At 64.1% G+C, this 21956-nt stretch carries 27 protein-coding genes and 1 pseudogene; 11 read left to right on the plus strand and 17 right to left on the minus strand.

Going from position 1 to position 21956, the window contains the following annotated elements; translation table 11 throughout:
• Position 1: 1 nt before the first annotated feature.
• The 3 genes from D8Y22_RS07925 (at position 2) to D8Y22_RS07935 (ending at position 2129) form a co-directional block, all read left to right on the plus strand.
• Complete coding sequence (locus tag D8Y22_RS07925) at positions 2 to 133, plus strand: lasso RiPP family leader peptide-containing protein (protein WP_141464177.1); 132 nt, start codon at positions 2 to 4, stop codon at positions 131 to 133.
• Between the two features lie 54 nt (positions 134 to 187).
• On the plus strand, positions 188 to 1111 hold the full coding sequence (locus D8Y22_RS07930; protein ID WP_141464178.1) for a hypothetical protein: 924 nt from the start codon (positions 188 to 190) through the stop codon (positions 1109 to 1111).
• Between the two features lie 97 nt (positions 1112 to 1208).
• Positions 1209 to 2129: a phosphoenolpyruvate carboxykinase (ATP) gene (locus D8Y22_RS07935; protein WP_141464179.1), complete on the plus strand. Its 921-nt coding sequence runs from the start codon at positions 1209 to 1211 to the stop codon at positions 2127 to 2129.
• A gap of 333 nt (positions 2130 to 2462) precedes the next feature.
• Here the strand turns inward: D8Y22_RS07935 and D8Y22_RS22300 are convergent, their stop codons facing one another.
• From D8Y22_RS22300 to D8Y22_RS07950, 5 genes are all read right to left on the minus strand, one after another.
• Positions 2463 to 2621: a hypothetical protein gene (locus D8Y22_RS22300; protein ID WP_174811801.1), complete on the minus strand. Its 159-nt coding sequence runs from the start codon at positions 2619 to 2621 to the stop codon at positions 2463 to 2465.
• An 81-nt stretch (positions 2622 to 2702) separates the two neighbouring features.
• Positions 2703 to 2861: a hypothetical protein gene (locus D8Y22_RS22305; RefSeq protein ID WP_174811802.1), complete on the minus strand. Its 159-nt coding sequence runs from the start codon at positions 2859 to 2861 to the stop codon at positions 2703 to 2705.
• Positions 2862 to 2917: 56 nt separating this feature from the next.
• Positions 2918 to 4816: an asparagine synthase-related protein gene (locus D8Y22_RS07940; RefSeq protein WP_141464180.1), complete on the minus strand. Its 1899-nt coding sequence runs from the start codon at positions 4814 to 4816 to the stop codon at positions 2918 to 2920.
• Entirely contained in the window at positions 4813 to 5283 is a 471-nt protein-coding gene (locus D8Y22_RS07945) for a lasso peptide biosynthesis B2 protein (protein ID WP_141464181.1), read from the minus strand. The genes D8Y22_RS07940 and D8Y22_RS07945 overlap by 4 nt, the downstream gene beginning before the upstream one ends.
• Positions 5284 to 5293: 10 nt before the next feature.
• Positions 5294 to 5611: a PqqD family peptide modification chaperone gene (locus D8Y22_RS07950; RefSeq protein ID WP_141464182.1), complete on the minus strand. Its 318-nt coding sequence runs from the start codon at positions 5609 to 5611 to the stop codon at positions 5294 to 5296.
• A 135-nt stretch (positions 5612 to 5746) separates the two neighbouring features.
• Between D8Y22_RS07950 and D8Y22_RS07955 the strand changes: the two genes are divergently transcribed.
• Together D8Y22_RS07955 and D8Y22_RS07960 are read left to right on the plus strand one after the other, a co-directional pair.
• Complete coding sequence (locus D8Y22_RS07955) at positions 5747 to 6163, plus strand: hypothetical protein (RefSeq protein WP_141464183.1); 417 nt, start codon at positions 5747 to 5749, stop codon at positions 6161 to 6163.
• Positions 6156 to 6680 (plus strand): metal-dependent hydrolase, encoded by a 525-nt coding sequence (locus tag D8Y22_RS07960; RefSeq protein ID WP_141464184.1) that lies wholly within the window; start codon positions 6156 to 6158, stop codon positions 6678 to 6680. Before D8Y22_RS07955 ends, D8Y22_RS07960 begins: the two co-directional genes overlap by 8 nt.
• A 390-nt stretch (positions 6681 to 7070) precedes the next feature.
• Here the strand turns inward: D8Y22_RS07960 and D8Y22_RS07970 are convergent, their stop codons facing one another.
• From D8Y22_RS07970 to D8Y22_RS07990, 5 genes are all read right to left on the minus strand, one after another.
• The gene (locus D8Y22_RS07970) at positions 7071 to 7790 is read right to left on the minus strand and encodes a DUF5828 family protein (RefSeq protein ID WP_141464185.1); all 720 of its coding nucleotides are present in this window, start codon (positions 7788 to 7790) and stop codon (positions 7071 to 7073) included.
• A gap of 154 nt (positions 7791 to 7944) precedes the next feature.
• Positions 7945 to 9138, minus strand: coding sequence for a threonine synthase (locus D8Y22_RS07975; protein ID WP_141464186.1), 1194 nt, complete (start codon positions 9136 to 9138; stop codon positions 7945 to 7947).
• A gap of 52 nt (positions 9139 to 9190) precedes the next feature.
• Positions 9191 to 9889: a DUF4013 domain-containing protein gene (locus D8Y22_RS07980; RefSeq protein ID WP_141464187.1), complete on the minus strand. Its 699-nt coding sequence runs from the start codon at positions 9887 to 9889 to the stop codon at positions 9191 to 9193.
• A 299-nt stretch (positions 9890 to 10188) separates the two neighbouring features.
• Positions 10189 to 10365 carry a 50S ribosomal protein L37e gene (locus D8Y22_RS07985; protein ID WP_141464188.1) on the minus strand — a complete coding sequence of 59 codons (177 nt, stop codon included), beginning with the start codon at positions 10363 to 10365 and terminating at the stop codon, positions 10189 to 10191.
• A complete protein-coding gene (locus D8Y22_RS07990; protein ID WP_141464189.1) occupies positions 10362 to 10589 on the minus strand; it encodes an LSM domain-containing protein in 228 nt (75 codons plus the stop codon). The genes D8Y22_RS07985 and D8Y22_RS07990 overlap by 4 nt, the downstream gene beginning before the upstream one ends.
• Before the next feature lie 137 nt (positions 10590 to 10726).
• Between D8Y22_RS07990 and D8Y22_RS07995 the strand changes: the two genes are divergently transcribed.
• Together D8Y22_RS07995 and D8Y22_RS08000 are read left to right on the plus strand one after the other, a co-directional pair.
• Positions 10727 to 11044, plus strand: coding sequence for a hypothetical protein (locus D8Y22_RS07995; protein ID WP_141464190.1), 318 nt, complete (start codon positions 10727 to 10729; stop codon positions 11042 to 11044).
• A gap of 91 nt (positions 11045 to 11135) precedes the next feature.
• Complete coding sequence (locus tag D8Y22_RS08000) at positions 11136 to 12092, plus strand: zinc-dependent metalloprotease (RefSeq protein ID WP_141464191.1); 957 nt, start codon at positions 11136 to 11138, stop codon at positions 12090 to 12092.
• 18 nt (positions 12093 to 12110) lie between these two features.
• Here D8Y22_RS08000 and D8Y22_RS08005 read toward each other — a convergent pair whose 3' ends face one another.
• On the minus strand, positions 12111 to 12563 hold the full coding sequence (locus tag D8Y22_RS08005; RefSeq protein ID WP_141464192.1) for a DUF3225 domain-containing protein: 453 nt from the start codon (positions 12561 to 12563) through the stop codon (positions 12111 to 12113).
• An 82-nt stretch (positions 12564 to 12645) separates the two neighbouring features.
• Positions 12646 to 13197: a hypothetical protein gene (locus D8Y22_RS08010; RefSeq protein WP_141464193.1), complete on the minus strand. Its 552-nt coding sequence runs from the start codon at positions 13195 to 13197 to the stop codon at positions 12646 to 12648.
• A 238-nt stretch (positions 13198 to 13435) separates the two neighbouring features.
• Here D8Y22_RS08010 and D8Y22_RS08015 point away from each other — a divergent pair, with 238 nt between their 5' ends.
• Positions 13436 to 13717 carry a hypothetical protein gene (locus tag D8Y22_RS08015; protein WP_141464194.1) on the plus strand — a complete coding sequence of 94 codons (282 nt, stop codon included), beginning with the start codon at positions 13436 to 13438 and terminating at the stop codon, positions 13715 to 13717.
• A 26-nt stretch (positions 13718 to 13743) separates the two neighbouring features.
• On the opposite strand, the gene D8Y22_RS08020 is transcribed toward D8Y22_RS08015, so the two are convergent.
• The gene (locus D8Y22_RS08020; protein WP_246084378.1) at positions 13744 to 14325 is read right to left on the minus strand and encodes an SPW repeat domain-containing protein; all 582 of its coding nucleotides are present in this window, start codon (positions 14323 to 14325) and stop codon (positions 13744 to 13746) included.
• A 175-nt stretch (positions 14326 to 14500) separates the two neighbouring features.
• Here D8Y22_RS08020 and D8Y22_RS08025 point away from each other — a divergent pair, with 175 nt between their 5' ends.
• Positions 14501 to 17431, plus strand: coding sequence for an AAA domain-containing protein (locus tag D8Y22_RS08025; RefSeq protein WP_141464195.1), 2931 nt, complete (start codon positions 14501 to 14503; stop codon positions 17429 to 17431).
• Positions 17432 to 17434: 3 nt separating this feature from the next.
• On the opposite strand, the gene D8Y22_RS08030 is transcribed toward D8Y22_RS08025, so the two are convergent.
• Both D8Y22_RS08030 and D8Y22_RS08035 read right to left on the minus strand, forming a co-directional pair.
• Positions 17435 to 17839: a hypothetical protein gene (locus tag D8Y22_RS08030; RefSeq protein ID WP_141464196.1), complete on the minus strand. Its 405-nt coding sequence runs from the start codon at positions 17837 to 17839 to the stop codon at positions 17435 to 17437.
• A 115-nt stretch (positions 17840 to 17954) separates the two neighbouring features.
• Positions 17955 to 18914 carry an AIR synthase family protein gene (locus D8Y22_RS08035; protein ID WP_141464197.1) on the minus strand — a complete coding sequence of 320 codons (960 nt, stop codon included), beginning with the start codon at positions 18912 to 18914 and terminating at the stop codon, positions 17955 to 17957.
• A 205-nt stretch (positions 18915 to 19119) separates the two neighbouring features.
• Here D8Y22_RS08035 and D8Y22_RS22310 point away from each other — a divergent pair, with 205 nt between their 5' ends.
• Together D8Y22_RS22310 and D8Y22_RS08040 are read left to right on the plus strand one after the other, a co-directional pair.
• Entirely contained in the window at positions 19120 to 19266 is a 147-nt protein-coding gene (locus D8Y22_RS22310; protein WP_174811803.1) for a hypothetical protein, read from the plus strand.
• Positions 19267 to 19283: 17 nt separating this feature from the next.
• Positions 19284 to 19907, plus strand: a pseudogene (locus D8Y22_RS08040) (DUF2270 domain-containing protein); the annotation flags it as partial.
• 110 nt (positions 19908 to 20017) lie between these two features.
• On the opposite strand, the gene D8Y22_RS08045 reads toward D8Y22_RS08040, so the two are convergent.
• Positions 20018 to 20545: a hypothetical protein gene (locus tag D8Y22_RS08045; protein WP_141464199.1), complete on the minus strand. Its 528-nt coding sequence runs from the start codon at positions 20543 to 20545 to the stop codon at positions 20018 to 20020.
• A 160-nt stretch (positions 20546 to 20705) separates the two neighbouring features.
• Entirely contained in the window at positions 20706 to 21710 is a 1005-nt protein-coding gene (locus D8Y22_RS08050; RefSeq protein WP_141464200.1) for a TIGR04024 family LLM class F420-dependent oxidoreductase, read from the minus strand.
• Positions 21711 to 21956 lie beyond the last annotated feature (246 nt).

Raw genomic sequence — 21956 nt, forward strand, 5'->3', positions numbered from 1 at the left:
TATGAGTGAGTACGAAATACCCGCGATCGTCGAACTCGGCGCCGTCGAAGAACTCACCGAGGGGCAACACTTCTCGCGTGTCGATGGAAACTCGGGAACGACGGGCAACCGCGGTCATCGACGAGGCACCTAACCGTCTCAGCGACAGCGTCGACTCGACCCGTCGCCCCAGACTCGGCGCCCGTCGATGACTGGGTGCCGGTACTACGAAGCGTTCGGTCGATTGATCGTTGCCGACCGGTCGCTCCCGCTAACACGGATACCGTCGACCGAACCGCATCGTGAGACGAGCCAGCAAGACAGTATCCGAGTCACACGCGGTGGCGTTCCAGCGAGCCCCGACGGCATCGAACGGTCGCTCGAGCAGGTGTATACCGACTCGAGCGGCAATCTCGAGGGATACGTCGATGGCGACGTCTGTTACTGGTTCGACACAGCCGTCGGCTCGCTGTGCGTTCGTCGCGGGCATACTGTCACCGTCTGGACACGGACGACGGGAGCAATGCGAGCACTCGAGCAGTTTATCGTCGGGCCGGGGCTGCGCACTGCCGTTGCCCACCAGGGAGCGTTCGTCCTCCACGCCGGTGCAGTCGCAATCGACGGGCGGGCGATCGTGTTTCTTGGACCATCCGGGCGCGGGAAGTCGACTGCCGTCGCTGCGTGTGCCAAATGCGGTCACACCGTTTTGGCAGATGATGCGGCGGCGATTGCCTGTCGGTCGGGTGAGCCAGTCGTCCTCCCAAGCGCGTCCCGTCCTGCTATCGACGACGAAACCCGGAGGGCACTCGAGCGTACTATCGGAACCGACGAGTCGAGACGCCCGACCGAACGGATGGCCAACGGCCGCCAGCCGGTGCCGCTCGCCGCAGTCCTGTTGCTCGAAGATGGCGACCGGTTCGATCGGACGACGCTGTCGCCCCCTCGAGGGGCGTTCGAACTGTTACGCGCGACGGATACGCTCGTCCCGGATCTCGACCGGTCGACGCTCGACGCCCGGACGGCAACCGCAGGCGAGATTGCTGGCGCCGTCCCGGTCGAGCGAGTCGTCCGCCCGCGATCGCTCGCACGGATGGACACGTTCGTGACTCGCCTCGAGGCGACGGTTGGGTGACTGCCTCGATGGCAGTGATCGATACGCTCCTCTGACATTTTCACTACCGAAAAACTGTAATGATTATGGGCGTTGAGGACGTAAAATAACTCGCGAAATGTATCGGTACACCGCGTATGGGTTGACGATCCGATCGGCGTTCGAACTGCCGGAACTGCCGCGGATCGACGATGGGCTGCCGGCCGACATCGTCTTTCGGCGCGACGATGTCGATCCCGTTCCCCAGTCGGTAGCGGGGACCGGTCGACGACGTATCCAGGCTGAGCCCGGTCGCTGCAGGTTCAGCTACGATGGAATCGGCTCCTTTCTCGTCGAGCACGGACACCAGGTGAGCTTCCAGCCAGCGACCCAACCAGCATCGGTGACGAAGCCCCGAAAGATCGTGCGCCGACTCTTCGCAAACGAGATGCTTGGACTGGTGCTCCATCAGCGCGGCGATCTGGTCCTCCACGCCAGCGCGGTTGCAGTCGATGGCAACGCAGCGCTCTTTCTCGGCCCGAAGGGTGCCGGTAAATCGACGACGGCGGTTGCCTTTCACGAACACGGCTATCCAGTGCTCGAAGACGACCTCGTGGGGATTCGATTCGACGGCAGCCAACCGATGGTCGTTCCCGGCGTCCCACAGGTTCGATTACTCCCGGATGCCATCGATGGGCTCAAGGTCGACGGGACGACGCGACCCGCAAGCGACGCCGATTCGGAGAAACGCTACAAACAGGTCACAACGACCCGCGATCCCGCACCAGTATCGCGGTGTTACTTCCTTCGGGACGGCACGGACCTCTCGTTCGAACCGGTTGCACCACGGTCACGAGTGGTTCGGCTCGTCTCCCAGACCTACACCGGCGGGCTCCTCGAGGACACCGACGCGACCGCCGACAACTTTCGTCGCTGCACGGCGGTTGCAGAGACGGGGACGTTTCGAACGCTGTATCGACCGACGAACCACGACTCACTACCAACACTCGTCGATCGAGTCGCAGCCGATCTCCGGTCGGGCGACACCACCGACCGATAGCACCGACATCCGCCAGAAAAAACGTGATATTTCGTCGACAGCTGGAGAGCCCCCAATCGCCCAGGGTGTAGTGGTACCGCCCCAAACGTCGATTATCGGATCGATCCGAGACACCACGATGGTTCATGCGGGCCGCTGTCGATCAGTACCAACACAGCCCCGATCCGACTGTGGCTGGGTTGGGAGTCGGTACAGCGTTTCGTTTCTGTCTGCAAAGACGGTTTGGACCGCCACTAGTACCGTTCCAAGCGTCGACCAGTGGGTGAAATCGGGCATCCACCATCGATTTCACCCATCAGTGCAGCCTTGGGACGCCATACTGACACCAGTCGTCTAGACGATGGAGCCCGTGATCGGCGTGCCGACGGCTGCCGTTGCTTCGGTAACCGTATCTTCCGAGTCGCCCACCTTGTCGTTCTGGGTGAGTGATTCGACGGTCCCGTAGGTCGTTACTTCCGGTCGTTCGTATCGTGGTGATGTTCTATCGGACATCAACACACTGTTACAGCCATCAAGATATAAAATTTTCCCATATTTTATAGAAATGATGTGTGGCGACGGGCTGAGACGGAGTTAGACGATCGAACCGGTGATCGAGACGCCGACATCGGCCGCCGCTTCCGTGACCGTATCTTCGGAGTTTCCGATTTTATCGTTTTGCGTGAGCGATTCGACGGTCCCGTAGGTTGTCACTGTCGGCCGTTCGTACGAACGGGATGTGCTATCGGACATCATATTAGTATTCGTCTTTAATCGTATAAAATTTACCGTGGGATATCCTCCAGCAGTCACGGTGACGATGGCATCGACCGAGTGGGCTGTCGGGGCGAACGCGCCTCGACCCACGTCGACAGCGAGAGGGCACGCCACAGTGCACGCGCGTCACGACTCGAGGGATCGGCGTCGAACCGTTCGTACGCCACCCGGAGTTCGTCGGCGTCTAGATAGCGTGCCAGCGGCCCGGGGTCGGCGACAAGGTCCTGCAATCGGTCGTCTTCGAGTGCCAGCGCGTTCCAAAAGGCTTCGTCCATCATCGTTTTCCAGGGGCGCGTTCGAATCGGCTCGGGTAACAGATCCTCGAGCGAGCGTCGAACGATCGCCCGCGTCCAGCCGTCGGCGAACTGCTGGGTTGGCGCCATCGCGAGCGAAAACTCGAGCAGTCGCTTGTCCGCGAACGGAGACCGCGGTTCGATACCGACCGCACCGTAACGCAGATCGATCGTCTCGAAGTTCGCGGCGTGGCGCCCCGAGGAAAGGGAGTAATACTGGCGCAGCCGATCGGTGCTCGAGACCCGAACCGAATCGGGCCCGGACAGCCGTTTGTATCGCGATCGAAGATCGATCCGGTCGACGAAGTCGGGATCGAGCGTCGGATTTGCGTTGGCTTCCAGTATCGGACGGCCACGCCGGTTGCGGTAGTGGCGACGGACCGATTCGGGAACCAACGGTAAGAGGGCGTGACGGACGAACAGGTGGTGTGGCGGCGTTTGGAACACCTCCCCCATCGCACGGAGTTCCAGCCACATGTGTCGCCAGCGCCCAGTTCGAAACAGTTGCGGGATCACGCCCAACCCGTAGTTCGACGCACTGTCACCGAAGACGCCGTTGAGCACGACGTCGACGCCGGCCTCGGCCGCACGGTTCGACTGTTCCCACACCGAAAAGTGCAGCGTGTTGTGTGGCGGTTTGTCGTAGTAGGACAGATACGTCGACGCGTCGGCCAGCGAGCCACGGCGATCCAGGGTGACGTAGTGGGGGACGATGCCGTCTCGTTGGGTCACCAACTGGATGTACTCACGCTCGTCGCTCGAGGGGGCGTCGTCGTAGACGTTCGAGAACGTCTGTAGCGGTTGCTCTGCGGGCAACAGCTCCCGTGCGAGTACCGTCACCGCCGACGAATCGAGACCGCCGCTGAGTTCGGCCCCGACCTCGCCGGCGGTGCGGAGCCGACACCGAACCGCCTGCTCGAGCAGGTCGCGAAACCGTCGCTCGTAGGCCCCATCCGACGCGAGCGTGATCGTCCGTGAGGGGTCGAGTGACCAGTACTGCCACTGCTCGACGCCATCGGCATCGACGGTCATGGCGTGGGCCGGCGGAAGTCGGGTAATCGATTCGTAGAACGAAAGCCGCTCGTCCTCGAGTCGCCCCGTCAAAAAGTCGCCGACCTTCCGTTCGTCGAGCGTGTCGTCGACGGTCGGCAGCGCCAACAGTCCTTTGAGCTCCGTACTGAACGCAAACGTCGTGGCGCTTCGGTGATAGTAGATGGGCTTGACGCCGACGTGGTCGCGGGCACAGAACAGCTGTCGACGGTCGGCATCCCAGATAGCGAACGCGAACGCGCCGACCAGCCGGTCGACACATTGGGGTCCCCACCGGCGGTACGCCGAACACAGCAGCTTACAGTCGGGAACCTGCGACGATGCGTTCGTAATTGACAGCGTCTCGACCAACTCGGAGCGGTTGTCGAGACGAACGTCTGCAGTGACGATCAGGCCGTCGTCGTCGTACGGTTGTGTCGTCGCCTGCGGTGTCGCTGCCAACAACTGGTGACCGAATCCGACGCGCTCGTCACACCACTGCCCGCTCCCATCCGGCCCACGGTGTGCGAGCGACTCGAGCATCGATTCGACATCGACGGGGCCGACGGCCCCACCCGCCCGGTCGAAGACGCCGACGATACCGCTCATGGCCCGCCAATTTCGTCAAGCGGTGGCAGCGGTTCGAACCGCGAAAGGTCCTCGAGGTGTCCGATAAGAACCGACCCATCGTACTCGATCCAGCTGTGGGCTTGGAAACAGCCGCTCCCAGCTGCTGTGTCGTTTCCGTCGCTGGCCGTGTCGACGCCGATTCGATGAACGACCGCGTGATCGTACAGTCGGTGCATCGTCTCCGCTGTCAGCGACCGCATCAGACAGGTTCGATGGCCGGGGCAGTTTCGATCGGCGGCATCGACGGTCCACGCAATGCGAACGGGAGCAGGCGAGCCGGGAACGATCCGGGCGAGCGTCGTCGCCGGGGCCAACAACAATCGTCGAAACGTCGAAAACGGCACGACGAAGACGCCGATGCGGACGACGACCAGCAACGTCGCTGCGAGCACGAGCCGTAGCTTGTCCCCGGCCGGAACCGACAGAAATCCGGATATGCGACCCATCGGTCGTCCGTTAGTCGCCCCCCTGAGTGTCAGGGTCGGTCTCGACAAGATCGGCTGTTGCCATCTCGGCAACCGTCGACTCGACGTCCTGACGGCACTGGTCGGGAGAGACGTCGTACTCCGCCAGTATCGTCTCGGTGATCTCCCCGACTGTTCGTGGCTCCTGAAGCAACTCCCAGATTCTGGAAGCGACCTCGTTGAACCCGTAGTAGGTCCCCGATTCGACCTGAAGCGTTACCGCCTCGCCATCGATCGTCGTCGACAGCTGATCGTCGGTCGCAACGACTGTCGTCGACGCCGAAATCCAACCCTCACCACGTTCGGACATCGGCCATTAATTACGCTTCAAACAATATAAATCTAGCCCTATAAATTAACGAACTATTCGGGCAGTAGACGGAGGACGGATACTGTCTCGAGCATCCGAACGACATATATCTACCTCCGGCCGTTGTGAATGGAAATGGCACGGCCAATCGGTGCGTATTCGAGAGCACTCACACTCGCCCTTGGGACGGTGACACTCGCTAGTCTACCGATCTGGTACGGCTCGGGCGTGCCCGGTCTGGCCGAGTTAGCCGTCGATCGGCCACCGACGTGGTCGACGGCTATCCTCGATGGAATCGTCCCCCTGGCCGAGCGGACGGCGTCACGCGAGCGGTGGGAACTGTACTATATGTACGGTGTGTCGGTGACCGGCGTGGTCTGGACGGTCGGTCGCGTTTTCCAGGGGTGGCGGTTCGACCGCGAACAGCTCACGTTCGTCCCGCGGACGCGCCACCGGACGGTACGTGCGGTGTGGCAAGACGCGAGGGCACCATCGGCATCCGAGCGCGAGTCCGACCGGGAGCGCTACGTCGATAGAACGGACGATGGCTGACGTACTGACACACGTGTTGGCAGGGTACATCATCGGGTCGGTGCTAGCGCTATCGGTCGATCGAATCAAGACCGCCCACGTGACGGTCGTGATGGTCGGTGCCGTCGTGCCGGATCTCGCGAAGATCGATCTCGTGCTCTCGGAGACGACAGTCGCGGCGACACTCGGGATCCCCTGGAACTGGACCGCACTACACACTCTCGGCGGGTCGATCGTGATGGCAGGACTCTGTGCGCTGGTCGTTGATCGCCGACACCGACTGCTCGTGTTCGGCCTGTTTCTGGTCGGCGCCCTCTCCCATCACGTCCTCGATCTGCTGTTGCTAACGTGGGACGGACGAGCCTACCCCGTTCTCTGGCCGCTGACGGGGTATCGACCACCATCCGGGGGGCTCTATATGAGCAGCGATCGCTGGCCGTTGCTCCTCGCGACAACGATCGGGACAATCCTGTGGCTGTGTCGCCGACGGTTCGACGCGTCGATGTCGACCGATCCGATCGACCGTCGCGACAACTAATACGGATTGCTGTAACGATTTACCGGCGAAACCGCAGACGGGTCGCGGTTTCGGCGGTAACGACTTACAGTAAACCGTATAAGGGGATCTTCACGCTTCAACAGCCCGGGTTGTCTTCTCTGAGCGCCTTTCTGAGGGAACGAGCGGGAAGAAGCGCGTCGTTCAGCTTTCCCATGAACAACGTCTGCATGAAGACGTTCATCTCGACCGGTGAGCGGAAAGCCGATAGGTCATACCCGGATGTGTTGCACTGGTCTCTATCGGGCTCGTGCTCTCGGCAACGAATCTCATGGGCCGCGTCGCGGTGCCCGGAATCGGACGGGTCGAGGATCGCCAGCAGGGGACGGCCGAGTAGTGTCGCCGCCCGCGGACCGCCGGGTTCGCTCGCGGTCAGTTCGTCGTCGATTTCGAGGTGTCGTCGGGTTCCGGCGGTGGCTCGACGCCTTCGATCGCTTCGGCGGCGTCGGTATCCTTCTCGACGCCGACGTGCCAGCGGTCGATCTCGTCGTCGTATTCGGCGAGGCGGTCCGAGACATCCTCTTTGAGCACGTCATCGTTGACGTTGACCTCGAAGACGAACTGTTCGCCGTTCCCGTTGCGCGCCGACTGCTGGATGTTCGCGCTGACCAGTTCGTTGTCGAAATAGTAGGGTGCGAGTTGGGTCATCACGTTCTGATAGACCGTGTCCTCGACCCGACGGATCGCCTTGCGACTTGCGGAATCGGCTGCTCGAGTGACGTAATCGATCGACTCCTTCCAGTTGTCGACGGCCGCTTCTGGGTCGTCTTCCTCGAGTTGTTCGTACGATTCCGAGAGCTTCTCGCCGGCGGTCTTGATGTCTTCGTCGGGCTCCTTGCCGGCCTGCTCGCCCTTTCCCTCCTCGACGCTGGCCTGGTCGGCAGTCTTCTCGCTGACGTCGGAGTCGAGGGTCTCGTGGGCTTTCGGTCGCCACTCGTCCCACTCCTCGAAGGCGCGGGTGAACCGGGCGTCGGCGGATCCGTCGGGGTCGTGGACGCCGGCGTCCCGAAGCGCGCGCGTAATGCGTTCGCCGTGTTCGACGACCTCACTCCAGTCGCCGCGGACCTTGAATCCCGAGATACTCTCTTCCATTCGGCTGACGCGGTCATAGGAGACGGACCGCCATAAACTTCGTTACTGCACACGTCAGTGAATCGACCAATTCGGCAGTATCATACCGATACGTTCTACAGGATCCTCGAGCAGATCCGTGGGATCGGTCAGCAAACGTCGGACATACGGTCGATCAGATACCTTGACTCATCAAGTGGCTGCGTAATACGTCGGCCTCCTTGGTTCCGGCACCCGTATTGCAGATGACGACCGTCTCGTCGCCGTCGAACGCGCCGCGCTCGGCGAGTTCCCACGCGCCACCTGCGGCGGCGGCGGCGCTCGGGGTCATCTCAAGGCCTTCGTGCATAGCAACCTGGACGCCGGCCTCGAGGATGTCGGGATCCGCGGTCGCCACTGCACCGCCGCCGGTCTCGCGAATGGCCTCGAGCACGCGCTCGCCAGCGGGCGGGTCGGAAATCTCGAGCCCGCCACAGATGGTGTCGGGCGTCTCGACCGGCCCGTGGGCGTCGGCGCCCGATTCGTAAGCCTCGACGATCGGCGCACAACCGGCCGCTTGCGCGGCGTACAACTCCGGTAACTCGTCGATCAGGCCGAGCCGTTCGAAATCGGTCACAGCGTCGTAGAGGCCGACCAGTCCAAGTCCGGTCCCGGTCGGATAGCAGATCGCGTCCGGCACCGTCCACTCGAGCTGTTCGAGGAGTTCGTACCCAAGCGTCTTCATCCCCTCGAGACGGTAGGGCGTCGCGAACGGCTGCAGCGAGTACCAGTCGTCGTGTTCGGCCAGTCCCTCCGCGGCGGCGCCGACGGCGTCGTCGATCCGGCCGCCGACGACGTTCATGTCGCCGCCGTGGACGTTCACCATTGCCTTGGTCGAAAAGCTCGAGCGCGAGGGGAGATAGACGTGGGACTCGAGGCCCGCCCGTCCGGCGTATGCGGCGGCAGACTGGCCACCGTCACCCGTCGAGGCCAGTGCGATGTCGGTTGCGTCGTGGCCGGTCGCGGCCGTCACCGCGACCGAATTGCCTCGATCGGCGACGGAACCGGTCGGATTCTGGCTCTCGTCTTTGATGTAGACGCGTTCGACGCCGAGTTTGTCGGCCAACCCGGGACAGTCGACCAGCGGTGTCGCCCCTTCGCCCATCGTCGTCGCCCCCTCGCGAGCGAACGGCAACAACTCCGCGTACCGCCACTGCGAGTCGAACGAGCGTGCAGCGAGCGTCTCGCGATCGAGATCGATCGCACCGTCGTCGTAGCTCGCCTCGAGCAGTCCGTCACAGTCGGGACACCGGTGTGTCGCCGCGTCAGCGTCGACCGTCGCCTCGCAGTCGGCACACTCGAGGCCCAGAAAAGCGTCAGTCGTCTCCATACCCGAGTATTCGTGGCTCGGGACAAATGGCTGTCCATCGGCCGACGGACGCTCAAACGGCCGGCCGTTCGTCGACGGCGTCGTCGGGGACATCCTCGATCGAGACGGGGTGGAGGTCCGCCCAGGTGCGGCCGATGACGTAGTAGGCAGATACCAGCGCGTAGAACGACAGGATCGCGCCGAGGACGGCACCGACGAACGGGATCGCCGCGAGAATGCCGGCGACGAACGAGCCGACAAAGAGGATGCCAAGCGCAAGCAGCCAGCCGGCCGCATACGTGCCAGTGCCGAGCACTGGACGGATCGCCTCGAAGTCGACGCCGTCGCTGAGACGGCGTTCGCCGGCGAAGTTAGCGAGTGCTGCCGGGACGGCGTAGAGCGCGACGAGGCCCGCGAGGACGGTGAGAAGGCCGGCGAGGACGAGCATCGCCGCGCCGACCGAGCCGGGAGAGCCGCCAGTCGCGAGCAAGACGCCACCGACGAGAACGGTGCCGACGACGAGCACCACGAGCGAGTACGCAAACAGGATCACGGACGCTTTCGCACCGTCGATCGCCAGGGTTCCCCAGTCGTCGAAGGCAGGTGCATCCTCGTCGCCGTGGGCGGTTCGGTCTAGGACCCGAACGACGTAGCCCCAGACGAGAAAGAGCGGAATGAGCAGGAAGCTAAACAGTAGGAACAGTCCGCCGAGGATGCTCGTCTTCCAGACATCGTCACTGTGTTTCAGGTACGTAATTGCGTCGGATAGCATGGTAGTTCTGTGACCGGGTGCCGCCGCCGGCAGGGCTGCCGTTGCTCACGGCGTGGTCACCGTATAGTATGGCTGTCAACTATATAAACCTTCCATACACAGGAAATTCGACACGCGTGGCTATCGAGGCCGGGACTCTCCAATAATATGTCTACTCGAAGAGGGGTCGGACACGGCGATCGTTCGCCGAGCGATCGGCACTCGAGGGAACTCGATCGGTCCACGGATCGCAGTCGCTACTCGTGCGTCGTCGATCGCGCGGTAAGAAACGAGACGACGAATTCGGTCGAGAGAAACGGTTAGTTGTCGCCGGCTTTCGACTGCCACTCGTAGTCGCGGCGTTTGGCGGATTTGCCAAAGCCACACGAGGAGCAGACTTTCTTCTTCGTGTGATAGGACTTCTCACCGCAGCGACGACACTTCGTGTGCGTCGTCGTGTTCTTCTTTCCTTGGCTCGGGGTTCCTGCACCAGTCATGGAGTGATCGAAACGACGTTATCGCCGCGTATAATGGTTGTGTCTTGGATCGGCTCCCCCTCTGTCGGTGCGTCATCGGCCGGATCTTCGGCGTCTTCGAGCACGAGATTCATGTGCTGGTCGTAGCCGGCGAGATCGCCGACGTACTCCTCGCCACTCTTGAGTCGTACCGCGACGCGTTCGCCGAGCGACGCCTCGAGGACGTCCAGCGGTCGTCCACTCATACGAAAGAGCGCAGGTGACGGACACTTAATCGTACCGGTCCTGTGGCCCGATAGGCGCCCCGTACCACCGTGGGATCCCGACACACTGGCGGCGAATCGACCAAACCGCTAAGTGGTCGGTCGTCGACCGTACACGTATGAGCGACAGAAAGTTCACATTCATCGAGTTGCACCTCGAGGGCGACCACCAGTTCGGCCCGCGAACGATCGACGACGCGCTTCCCTTCGGCGAGAAATACGAGACGGCCGAGACCGAGGCCGCCGACCCAGCGGCCGAAACCGCCGATGCCGATGCCGAGGAGGCGGCGGAAGGGTCGAGTTCGAAGGGCGCGATCGGCGCGCTCGTCGCTCTGGCCGTCCTCGTCGCCCTCGGCGTCGCGGCCAAAAAGTACCGCGGCGACGACGAAGACGAGGCCCTCGAGGCCGACGAAGAGCCCGACGTTATCGTCAACTGACCCGCCTTGGTACCCGGTGTGGCGCAGTGATGGCTCGACGAGTACGCGACTCGACCGAACGCTTTTGCGCCTGCTCGCCCTACCGACGTTCGTGAACCTCTATCGTAGCGCCCGGACCGTCGCCGGGGCCTCGGGCACCGACGCGATCGATTGGGCGTCAGCAGCCGAGGCCGCCAAAGCGGCGACCGAGCCCGGCTCGCTCGCGCTCGAGTCCGGCGAGCAGGCGGCCTACGCGCAGGACGTGCGAGCGGCGCGGACGGCGGTGCGGTCGGTCTCGGGCGTCGAATTCGACGTCCCCGAGACCGTCGAGATCCAGAACCGCCACCACTGGATCGACGCCAACGTGGCGACGTTCGAGCGAGTGATGGGCGCCTTAGAGCCCCACACCGACACCTTCCCGGGTATCGCGCGGACGATCAACACCGGGACGATGACCGTCTTGCTCGCCTTTCTCGGCCGGAACGTCCTCGGCCAGTACGACCCCCTCTTGCTCGCGGAGGCCCCCGAAGGCGATCACGCCCTCTACTTCGTCCGCCCCAACATCCTCGAGGCAGCCCAGACCCTCGAGGTCGATCCCGAGCGGTTCCGCCGCTGGATCGCCTTCCACGAAGTGACCCACGCCGCCGAGTTCGGCGCCGCGCCGTGGCTCTCGGACCACCTCGAGGACCGCATGGAACACGGCATCTCGAACCTCTCAGCGGGACGCTTCGACAGAGAGGCGTTCCGAGAACTCGACGCCGCGATGACCGTCGTCGAGGGGTACGCCGAACTGTTGATGGACCACGCCTTCGACGACGAGTACGCCGACCTCCGGCGGAAGCTCGACGAGCGCCGACAGGGACGGGGGCCGCTCCAGCAACTGTTCCGGCGACTGCTCGGACTCGGGCTCAAACAGCGCCAGTACGAACGCGGCAAGAACTTCTTCGAGCACGTCGTCGAGGCCCACGACCTCGAGACGGCGAGTTTGGTCTGGGAGAGCCCCGAGTATCTCCCGAGCCACGACGAACTCGATCGGCCGGGGCTGTGGCTCCGGCGGGTCGATCGCTGAACGTCGCCGTCCGTCCCGTCAGGTCGACCCAGCTGTACTAACGTGCATCAGGGCGAATCGCCACTCGGGTCGGGCGCCGTCGTTACTGTCTGCGGGAACGAGCGTCCCGCTCCAGCGCGTCTCGAACTCGTACTCGTCGTTGCGATCGGTACTTCGCCAGGCCATCGTCACCTCGTCGGCGAACGTGGCGGCCGTCGCGTGCGGTTCGTCCGGGGTCGTCCCGTCGGTCGCGTCCGTATCGACCGCCGGCTCGTGGGTCGCGACCTCGAGTGCGTGGCTCTCGACGGTCCAGTCGGTAGTCGTAGCAGTCTGTTCTCTCAGGGCGTCGGCGACCGCGTCGTAGCCATACAGCGTCTCGCTGATACCGAACTTGACGGTCGAGTCGGCCTCGAGGAAGGAGGGCTCGAGTGGCTCACCCTGTCGGAGCGCGTCGTAGTAGTCGCGGACGACGGCCTCGGGGTCGGTGTCCATACGGGTCGCTAACGAGAGACAGTGCCAAAGGATCAGGGGGCGAGCACGCAGGGCGGCGGTGAGTCGTGCCGACTCGAGATGCCTACATGAAGCCGCGATCGACTTCGTCGGTCTCGATCAGGTCGTCGAGTTCCGCGGAGAGCAACTCGTCGGCCTCTTCGAAGTGATCCGAGAGTTCCTCGAGGTCGTCGGGACGGTCGTACTGGTCGTAATCCATCGGCCCGAACGCGGGGCTCTCGATGGCCTCCATGACATCGTCGAACAGCGCGTCGGGACTGGTCGGCGCGTCGGCGTGGGTTTCCAGCACCGTCTCCAGACGACTCGAGAGCGTCTCGGCGTGGTCCTCGTCCTCGGGCGGTGACTGGACCGCGAAGCGCCCGCCCGCGTCCTCCTGGGGGAGGAAAGCGCCGATGTCGTCGTCGACCTTGCGGGCGACCTGCGTCCCGACGCCCCGCACTTCGAAGGGGTTCTTGGCGTAGGTCTTCAGGAAGAAGATGCCGGCGCGGGGATGTGCGAGGTACATGTCTTCGCCGACGCCGCCAGCGCGGTCGCCGGCCACTGCTCGCCAGTCGTCGGGGTCGACGTCACGGTCGGTGACGTCCTCGAGGATGTCCTGCCACTCGCGAATCCGCATACCCGGCCCTTACGAGCGCGACAGAATGAACGTATCGGTTGTGAGCATTCGGTTCGGGGATACGTCACTTGGCAACTATCGAAACCGACCTTCGTCAGCAACGACGAGAGACACGAATGGTGATAGTCCCAACGAATCGGAGTTAGTATCCTCTTTGTATTCTCTCACGGACAGACGATGGGCGAATCAAAAGGAATACGTGGGATGGGTCGACAGCAATAGTAACCGACCCTTTCAGATGGCAATCGCATCCTTCCGTTCGCTTTTCGAACTGTTTCGGGCCGCGCCGGCAAAGAGCGTCCTGCTTGCCGGCGGGCCGCTCGTGCTGGCCTGTGGACAACTGCTGAACAGTTACGTCAACGGTCTCTCACCGCTGGTCGCGATCGGGTTCGCGGCAGGGATGGTGGCCTTCGCCGTCGTCGCCACGCGCCACCACGCTGCGGAACTGCGACTCGAGGCGCTCGAGGCCGACCTCGAGGGGACTTCGCAGTCGGGGGCGTACGCGGACTCGAGCGATTAGGGCTTTCGGACGGACGAACCCGGCTGCTACGCCGTCTCGGTCGCGACCGTCTGTGTCTCGCGGGCCTCGTAAGCGTTGTACCCGGCGAGCCCGGCGATCAGGAAGCCGGCGGCGATCGTGCTCCAGAAGAGCATCTCGAGCATACCGAACAGCGCCGCGGAGACGATGAGCCAGATGCCGAGGACGGCGACGAGCGTGGCGACACCGATGCTCATGGGGACATCGTTCGAGAGCCGATAGCCGTTGTAGCCCGCGGCCAGGAAGATGACGATCCCGACGAAGAGGTTGTTCCACAGCGCCGTCTCGCCGGCGTCGAAGACCACCACCGACGCAGCGACCCAGACGCCCAGTGCGGCGACGATCCCGCTGATGACCGATGTCTTGCGCCGGCGCTCCTCGTTGGCGATCTGTGTCGAGGCGTCGCGCGGATCGGGTTCGTCGGCCGGACGGTCACCGGCACCCGTTCCCGAGTCGACGGTGTCGGCGGACTGATGGATCGGCTCGTCGGCCGGTCGTCCGTCCGTTCCGGCGTTGGACTGGGAGTCGCCGGATCCGGCCGCCGGTGAGGCGTCGTCGGTCGGGGACTCGTCTGCTGGAGGATCACTCATACGTCGTTCGGGTTCCGGTGAGCGGCCTAAATCGCTCGCGACTGTTTCGATCCAGACACCGCTGTCGCCGTCGGTAAGCCGTGGTTACGGACTACCACCGATCGAGAAACGACGACCACGGAGAGCCAGTCACCGACCGATAGCGTTTTTGACCGTTCGGCCCGTGACCGATACCGTGAACGTACGCGGGATCGTCGCGGGCGAGATCGAGGAACGAACGGTGTCGACGCAGTACGGCGAGAGCGATCTCGCCGAGGTACCGCTTCGACTCGCTCGAGACGACCTCGAGGGGGAGACGCGGGGAGAGCGCCTCGCGGACTGGACCGACGGCGCGGACGAATCGGAGAGCGATCGAGCCAGCGACGGCACCGACGCGAGCGACGAGCGACGATCCAACGACGACCCACACCCCGATGGCGGCCTCACGCGCGAGCGGGTCGCCGACGGCCAGGAGACGACGACGGTGACGCTGTGGAACAAGTGGACCGAGTCCGCGGAGTACCTCGAGCCGGGGATGGAACTGCTGGTTACCGAGGCAAAGACCGAACAGTACCAGGGCGACACCCAGTACGCGACGACGGGTGACTCCTACGTCGTCGTCGAGCCGAGCTTTCTGGTCAACGTGACGGCCATCCGCAACTGGGTGGAGTGTCCGCGGCTGTACTACCTGAACAAGCTCTCGGGCGTCCCGCTGAACTACCCCGTCGTCAAGGGGACGCTCGTCCACGAGGTCTTTGGCGACCTGCTGCGCGGGCGCGACATCGAGGAGTCGATCGACGCCCGCGTCGAGGAACGCGGACTCCAACTCGGTCTCCTCGGTGAGACGCCCGAGGCCGTCGCCGAAGACGTCCGCGAGAACGCGAAAGCGATCGAGGGCTGGCTCGAGCAGGGTCGCCTCACGGAGGAAGATAGCTGGCGCTCGGAACAGCTCTTGATCAGCGAGACCTTCGGCATCCGCGGGCGAGCCGACGCCATCCGCCGGGGTGGGCCGGTCGAGCTCAAGACGGGCAAAAACCTCAAGAAAGAACCCCGGTTCAAGGACAAGATCCAGGCGGCCTGCTACGCGCTCGTCCTCGAGGAACACGGCGGCGATGTCGACACGGGGACCCTGCTGTATACGAAGAACTCCGCGCTCGATCGCAACGAGGAGACCGGCGATCTGACGCCGGCCAAGGACTTCTCGATGGGGCAGGGTCTGCTCAAATTCGTCGTCCGCAAGCGCAACGAGATCGCAGCGATGGAGGTCCGCGGCGAGGTGCCGACGGGCTACGAGGGCGACGCCAAGTGCGAGTACTGCTTCGAGCAGGACACCTGCATGGTCGTCTCCGGCCGCCTCGATCAGGCGTCCAAAGCCGGCCAGATCGGCCAGGCACTTCCCGCCGAGGAACGGGAGTACTTCCAGCGGCTCTACCGAGCTATCGAAGAAGAACGACGCGAAGTCCACCACGAGTACGCAAAGCTCTGGGAACAGGACGCCCAGGAGCGGGCCGACGACGACCGCGCGCTGATCGACCTCGAGTTCCTCGAGAAACGCGAACTCGAGGAGGGCCGCTGGGAGCTGCGAGCGCGCCGGACGAGCGCCGCGAACTCGAAGATCCGCGAGGGAGACTTCGTGCTCGCGAGCGACGGACACCCGGTGCGTGGCAACGCGGAACTCGCGACGATCGAACGGCTGGGCAGCGCGAAGCGTGACTCCGCGGACAGTCCGAGCGGACCGCGTCCACAAGGCGACGAGGTCGTGCTGACCGCGGACGAGCCGGTCGAGGTGACCCGACTCGACGTCTATCCCTCCGAGCTGACGACCGATCGGCTGCTGGTCGCGGTCCACGACTTCCTGCTGAAGGGCGAGGAACGCCGGAAAGATGTCCTGTTCGGCCGAGAGGATCCGACCTTCGATCGGCCCGAGGAGACGTTCGTCGACAACAACGACGCCCAGAACGAGGCGGTCCGGCTGGCGGTCGGCGCGGACGATTTCGCGCTGATCCACGGCCCGCCCGGCACCGGCAAGACCTACACCATCGCCCAGGCGATCCGCGCGATGGTCGAGCGCGGCGAGCGGGTCCTGCTGTCGGCCTTTACCAACCGCGCCGTCGACAACGCCTTGGAGGCCGTCCTCGAGCACGGCGGTGACGTTCTCGGGGCCGACGGAGCGTCGGAAACACGACCTGGGGTGGCCGGTGACACCCACGGCGTCGTCCGCGTCGGCTCCGAGAGCGGCGTTCGCGAGGACATGGAACCGTATCGCCTCGAGCGGGCCGGCGATCCCGCCGAGCGCGTGGCGGAACTCGAGGACGCACAGGTCGTCGCGGCGACGACGGCGACCTGCGGCTCGCGGGTGATGAAAGAGCAGGGCTTCGACGTCGCGCTGGTCGACGAGGCCGCACAGCTGACCGAGCCGGGAACCTACGCCGCGGCCAATCTGGCCGAGCGGTTCGTTCTCGTCGGCGATCACGAGCAGTTGCCGCCGGTCGTCCGCGCCGAAAACGACCTGACGGAGTCGCTGTTCGAGCGCCTTGTCGAGCAGTATCCCGACGCCGGCGTCATGCTCGACCGCCAGTACCGGATGAACCAGCGTATCCAGTTTTTCGCCTCCCAGGAGTTCTACGACGGGATGCTCCGGCCCGCCGAACCCGCGGTGGCCGGGCGCACGCTCGACGACCTCGAGGGAGTCTCTCGGGACCGACTTCCGGAATCGCTTCGGGATCCGGTCTCGTTCGTCGACGTGGCGGGAGACGACGGGCAGTACACCGATAGCGAGGAGGCCGCCCGCATCACCGAGTTGATCGACCGCTACGTCGACGCCGGCCTCTCACACGACGATATCGGCGTCATCGCCCCCTTCCGCGCGCAGGTGTCCGAAATTACGGGCCACGTCCCCGACGCCGTGACCGTCGACACCGTCGATCGGTTCCAGGGCTCGAGCCAGGAACTGATCATCGTCTCCTTTACGGCGACCGGCTCGCTCGAGGGACCGATCTTCGAGGACTACCGGCGGATCAACGTCGCGCTTACCCGGCCAAAGCGTGCGCTCGTTCTGGTTGGCGACTCGCAGGCACTCGCATCCGATCCGGTCTACGAACGGTTACTCGAGTGGGCGGGTCGCTGATCCCTACGTGTCGCCCGGTGTGAGGTCTGCGACGTCGTTTTCGAGGTATTCGAGACACCAGCCGATGTCGTCTATCTCCGTCGAGCCGTTCCGATCGATCGAGACGAGGACGCCGGACTTTCGCTCGAACGAATCCGGGCAGGAAACGACCCATGCGTCCTCGAACACTTTGAGGACGGCTGTGAGCGAGCCGGCTTCGACGGCGTCTTCGTGGCGTTTGTATCGCAACTGATCGACGATCGTGTGGTCGACGACCGTTCGACCGTCTCGGACGGTGTATCGATCCTCGATATCGTCACGGACTGCCGAGTCCGATTCGACCGGGCCATAGCAGACGACGGCACGCAAATCGTCGTCGACGCGGTCGGCGACGGCATCCCATATCGATTGCAAACGACAACTTGTCATCAATGACCTTGAACAGTAATGCAAATTGGCGTTAAAAATAGTTGTTGGTAGCTCCGTTCGGGGACGAGCCGGCGGGAATCTGTCGAGATCGCTCGACCGAGTCGGTCCGTCCGAACTACTCCCAGAAGGGGTACAGGTCGTCTCGAGTCGGCTCGCGGATCGACTCCCCATCGAGTACGAGTGCGGGAGCGCCCGACTGAACCGTACCGATCGCGGCGGCTTCGATACCGCGACGCTCGAGCGCCTCGAGGGCGTCAGGACACGCGGAGTCGGGGACGGTCGCGAGCAACGCACCGGAGCCGAAGATGCGGAGCGGATCGACATCGGCGGCCTCACAGAGCGCCGCCGTTTCGGGCCGGATCGGAACCGCGTCGCGGTCGACCTCGAGGCGAACGCCCGAGGCGCGTGCGAGTTCGACCAGTCCGGCCGTGACGCCGCCTTCCGTCGGGTCGTGCATCGCCGTCGCGTACTCGCGGAGGGCCCGAGCGTCGGCCACGACGCTTACTTCCTCGAGGAACGTCTCGGCACGGGTGCGAGTCTCGGCGTCGACGTCGAGGTCGTCGCCGAAGTCGGCCGCGAGAATGGCCGTCCCCTCGATACCGGCGCCCTTCGTCAGGACGATTCGATCGCCGGGCTCGGCGCCGCCGGTCGGCACGAACCGATCGGTCGTTCCCATCGCCGTCAGCGTCACCAGCGGGCGCTCGAGGGCGTCGACGTACTCCGAGTGGCCGCCGACGATGGTCGCCCCGACCTCGCGGGCGGCTGCATCTAGATCGGCCGTGATCGTCTCGAGCGAGGCTTCCTCGTCGGGGAGCATGACGACGACCGTCAGCCAGCGCGGATCGGCCCCCGAAGCTGCAACGTCGTTACAGGCGACGTAGACGCCGAGTTGGCCGACCGCCGAAGCCGCGAGCGAGATCGGATCGGTACTGACGACCAGTCGGCCATCCGGCGGATCGATCGCGGCGGCGTCTTCTCCCTCGGCCGGCCCCTGCAACACGGTCTCGTCGGCGGCTGCGCCCGTTCGATCGAAGACGTACTCGAGCAGGTCCTCGGGCGGTACCTTCCCTGGCATACCACGAATTGGAACGATTGGCGGCTTGTAGCTGTCGGCGTCGCCGGTCCCGACACCAGCGACTCGCGTCTCGGGTCGGTCCGAGGCTGGTCGGACTGGCCCCCGAGTCGACCCGGGACTCTCGAGTCCGCATCCGGGCCGCTGGGAACGTCAGCCGAGGATCTGCTGGCTAGCGTTCTTTGGGGCCGGTCGAAGTCGACGACCTATGGCCAGTGAGGACGATCACGCGGAGAGCCCACTCGAGCAGGTGGATCAGGAGATCGGCGCGGAAATCGCAGACGACCCTGATACGGATTGCTGTAACGATTTACCGGCGCAACCGCCGCCCGGGTCGCAGTTGCGCCGGCAATGACTTACAGTAAACCGTATGAGACGTTGTTAGCCTCTCTTCCACACTACTATCGCGGCGAAGTCGCGCAGGCGACCAGCTCTCAGGATCGGATCGACCAGACGACGAACTGGGCAATTACGGTCCTCGCCGCGCTCCTTTCGGTCGTCTTCTCGAGTCCGGACATGCCCGCCTATCTGCTCCTGGTCGGCGTCCTCGTCCTCTGTATCTTCCTCTGGTACGAGGTTCGGCGGTATCGGTTCTACGACATGTATCGGGCACGCGTGCGATTTTTTCAGGAGAACGTCTTCGCAAACGCGCTGGAGCCAGTCGGCGTCGAACACCCGCGGTGGCGCGAGGAGTTGAGCGACGACCTTCGGTATCCAACGTTCAAGGTGACCTCGTGGGAGGCCCTCTCGAGGCGGCTGCGACGCATTTACGTGCTCCTGTTTGCCGTCCTCGGCGTCGCCTGGGTGGCCAAAGTGACGCTGTTCACCCAGTGGACGGAAGCCGCGGAGTTGCCCGGCGTTCACGGTCTCGTCGTCGCGACGCTGCTGGGGACCTTCTATCTCGGGATCGTACTCGTCGCGATATGGCCTCACAGTCGACGAGCCAAAGGCGAAGTGTACGGCGAAGAACCGGGTGACTGGAAAGAAGAGGAGTAGTCGACGCAAAACGCCCTCAGAGAACGTTCATACGGTCTGCTGTAACGATTTACCGGCACGACTGCAGGACGGGACGCGGTCGCGCCGGAAATGACGGACAGCAGTCCGTATCAGTCAGTCGCCAGAACGGCTCGACTCGGCACCCAGCGCGGCCGTGGCGACACCGTCCAGACGCCCGTCGTCACCAGCCACTCTGCTTCGCGGAGGCGCTCGCGTTCGGCCGCTGCCAGCGACGATAGCGACCCCCAGTCGTCGACCTCGGGGACCACCTTGAGCGTGCGCGGGAATCGCCAGCCGACCTCGTCGACCTGCAGCCGTCGAGGTTGGTCGGGCGTCGACCGATACTGGACGACGACCGCGAACCGATCGTCATCGTCGGTGGGAGCGTTCTGGAGGGTGGTTTCGACGCTCGAGGGTGGATTCTGGCCGAGGAGAGTGGTGGGATCGGCGGGCGCGACCGTGACGAACGACTGTGCTTCGTCGGGATCGAGACCGCCGTCGATCGCGTCCTCGGCGCCCGGATGGAGGTTCGAACTGCCGGTGCGGACGCGAAGGTCGGGACGGAAGAGCGATCGATCGAGCGCGACGCCGACGATCCCGGATCCGACGAGGGCGATCGTCTGTCGACGAGAGACCATACGACAACGTAGGCCTCGAACACGTCAACCTATCGATAATCGATCGGCACTCGAGAGCGCGAGGATAAACCACTGCTCGAGGTGGCTACGGAGAAGCCACCGTTCGAGGGATCAGTCGTCGTTCGAGAGATCAGCCGCCCTCGGTGGGACGAGTCGGGCGTTACTCGCCGTTCGGAGCCAGCGCTTCCATCGTCGTGCGAACGTCGTCCTCCTCGGCACCGCGCGGGAAACTCACCATTACGGCGTCGAGGCCGTCGACCGCCTCGTAGCGTTCGATCGTCTCGCGGGCCGACTCGAGGTCGCCCGCCGCACAGAGGTCGTCGAGGATGTTCTCGTCGACCAGTTCGAGGGCGCGCTCGCGGTTGCCCTCCTGCCAGGCGTCGTAGATGGCTTCGGCCTCGTCGTAGCCCTGCCGGACGAGGGCGTCGCGGTAGAAGGTGCCCATCCCGCCGACGTAAAAGGCGGTGTGCTGGCGTGCGAGTCGCCGGGCACGGGCTTCGTCCTCGAGGACACAGCAGTTGACGCCGATGCAGACCTGTACGTCCTCGGGCTCACGGTCGCCCAGTTCCGCCCCGCGTTCGATATCCTCGAGGCGGTCGCGGACGCCGTCGGGAGTGAGCATGATGCCGTGCCAGCCGTCGGCGAAACGGCCGGCGAGTTCGACGGCCTTGGGACCCATCCCGGTGACCTCGACCGGCGGTTGTGGCTCGGGCGGTTCACAACGCAGGCGAAAGCCCGACAGCGAGAAGTCCTCGCCGTCGTACTCGACTTCCTCGCCCGAAAGGACGTTCTGGACGATTTCGACGGTTTCTCTCGTTCGCCGCAGCGGGTTGCCGTACTCGACGCCGTGCCAGTTCTCGATGACGATGGGGCCGCTCGGACCGACTCCGAGCCGGAAGCGCCCGTCCGAGACCTCCTGCAGCGTCGCTGCCGTCTGTCCGAGCACCGAGGGCGTTCGGGAGTACGTATTGACGATACTCGGGCCAAGATCGATCGATTCGGTGCGTTCGGCGATCGAGGTTAGGACGGTGACGGCGTCTCGACCCCAGGTCTCTGGCAGCCAGACGCAGTCGTAGCCGGCGTCTTCGGCGGTCTGTGCGTAGTCGACGATCGAGTCGACCGTCGGCTGTGCGGCGACGGGCAGGTGGACCTCTCTGTCTGTCATCGTCTCACACCGAGACTCCGGACCCTTTTGGGTGTACTGGAACCGGCCGTGCAGGAACGAGCGTTCACGACGACCCGGCACAACCGCTATGAAGGTCGTCAGTAGCGAACGCACAATCGAAGTGGCCACAGAGCGCGAGGTGGCGATCCGCGCCGTCGGCGATAAACTCGAGACATGATTACGGGAGTTTACTAAGTGCCGCAATCGACGTACAGCCGCCACAACTGTAGACAACTAGCTTAACAT

The sequence above is a fragment of the Salinadaptatus halalkaliphilus genome (assembly GCF_006543045.1).
Classification (GTDB): Archaea; Halobacteriota; Halobacteria; order Halobacteriales; family Natrialbaceae; genus Salinadaptatus; species Salinadaptatus halalkaliphilus.

What these genes read in the sequence shown, in the direction of transcription:
- D8Y22_RS07955 (WP_141464183.1), top strand. Translation starts at nt 5,747, where the DNA reads ATGGCACGGCCAATCGGTGCGTATTCGAGAGCACTCACACTCGCCCTT.
- D8Y22_RS08035 (WP_141464197.1), bottom strand. Translation starts at nt 18,914, where the DNA reads ATGCCAGGGAAGGTACCGCCCGAGGACCTGCTCGAGTACGTCTTCGAT.
- D8Y22_RS08050 (WP_141464200.1), bottom strand. Translation starts at nt 21,710, where the DNA reads ATGACAGACAGAGAGGTCCACCTGCCCGTCGCCGCACAGCCGACGGTC.
- D8Y22_RS07925 (WP_141464177.1), top strand. Translation starts at nt 2, where the DNA reads ATGAGTGAGTACGAAATACCCGCGATCGTCGAACTCGGCGCCGTCGAA.
- D8Y22_RS08020 (WP_246084378.1), bottom strand. Translation starts at nt 14,325, where the DNA reads ATGAGTGATCCTCCAGCAGACGAGTCCCCGACCGACGACGCCTCACCG.
- D8Y22_RS07980 (WP_141464187.1), bottom strand. Translation starts at nt 9,889, where the DNA reads ATGCTATCCGACGCAATTACGTACCTGAAACACAGTGACGATGTCTGG.
- D8Y22_RS07975 (WP_141464186.1), bottom strand. Translation starts at nt 9,138, where the DNA reads ATGGAGACGACTGACGCTTTTCTGGGCCTCGAGTGTGCCGACTGCGAG.
- D8Y22_RS07940 (WP_141464180.1), bottom strand. Translation starts at nt 4,816, where the DNA reads ATGAGCGGTATCGTCGGCGTCTTCGACCGGGCGGGTGGGGCCGTCGGC.
- D8Y22_RS08005 (WP_141464192.1), bottom strand. Translation starts at nt 12,563, where the DNA reads ATGGACACCGACCCCGAGGCCGTCGTCCGCGACTACTACGACGCGCTC.
- D8Y22_RS08010 (WP_141464193.1), bottom strand. Translation starts at nt 13,197, where the DNA reads ATGCGGATTCGCGAGTGGCAGGACATCCTCGAGGACGTCACCGACCGT.
- D8Y22_RS07950 (WP_141464182.1), bottom strand. Translation starts at nt 5,611, where the DNA reads ATGTCCGAACGTGGTGAGGGTTGGATTTCGGCGTCGACGACAGTCGTT.
- D8Y22_RS22310 (WP_174811803.1), top strand. Translation starts at nt 19,120, where the DNA reads ATGGCCAGTGAGGACGATCACGCGGAGAGCCCACTCGAGCAGGTGGAT.
- D8Y22_RS07945 (WP_141464181.1), bottom strand. Translation starts at nt 5,283, where the DNA reads ATGGGTCGCATATCCGGATTTCTGTCGGTTCCGGCCGGGGACAAGCTA.
- D8Y22_RS07990 (WP_141464189.1), bottom strand. Translation starts at nt 10,589, where the DNA reads ATGAGTGGACGACCGCTGGACGTCCTCGAGGCGTCGCTCGGCGAACGC.
- D8Y22_RS08045 (WP_141464199.1), bottom strand. Translation starts at nt 20,545, where the DNA reads ATGGTCTCTCGTCGACAGACGATCGCCCTCGTCGGATCCGGGATCGTC.
- D8Y22_RS07960 (WP_141464184.1), top strand. Translation starts at nt 6,156, where the DNA reads ATGGCTGACGTACTGACACACGTGTTGGCAGGGTACATCATCGGGTCG.
- D8Y22_RS08030 (WP_141464196.1), bottom strand. Translation starts at nt 17,839, where the DNA reads ATGACAAGTTGTCGTTTGCAATCGATATGGGATGCCGTCGCCGACCGC.
- D8Y22_RS07935 (WP_141464179.1), top strand. Translation starts at nt 1,209, where the DNA reads ATGTATCGGTACACCGCGTATGGGTTGACGATCCGATCGGCGTTCGAA.
- D8Y22_RS07995 (WP_141464190.1), top strand. Translation starts at nt 10,727, where the DNA reads ATGAGCGACAGAAAGTTCACATTCATCGAGTTGCACCTCGAGGGCGAC.
- D8Y22_RS07970 (WP_141464185.1), bottom strand. Translation starts at nt 7,790, where the DNA reads ATGGAAGAGAGTATCTCGGGATTCAAGGTCCGCGGCGACTGGAGTGAG.
- D8Y22_RS07985 (WP_141464188.1), bottom strand. Translation starts at nt 10,365, where the DNA reads ATGACTGGTGCAGGAACCCCGAGCCAAGGAAAGAAGAACACGACGACG.
- D8Y22_RS08015 (WP_141464194.1), top strand. Translation starts at nt 13,436, where the DNA reads ATGGCAATCGCATCCTTCCGTTCGCTTTTCGAACTGTTTCGGGCCGCG.
- D8Y22_RS22305 (WP_174811802.1), bottom strand. Translation starts at nt 2,861, where the DNA reads ATGTCCGATAGCACATCCCGTTCGTACGAACGGCCGACAGTGACAACC.
- D8Y22_RS07930 (WP_141464178.1), top strand. Translation starts at nt 188, where the DNA reads ATGACTGGGTGCCGGTACTACGAAGCGTTCGGTCGATTGATCGTTGCC.
- D8Y22_RS22300 (WP_174811801.1), bottom strand. Translation starts at nt 2,621, where the DNA reads ATGTCCGATAGAACATCACCACGATACGAACGACCGGAAGTAACGACC.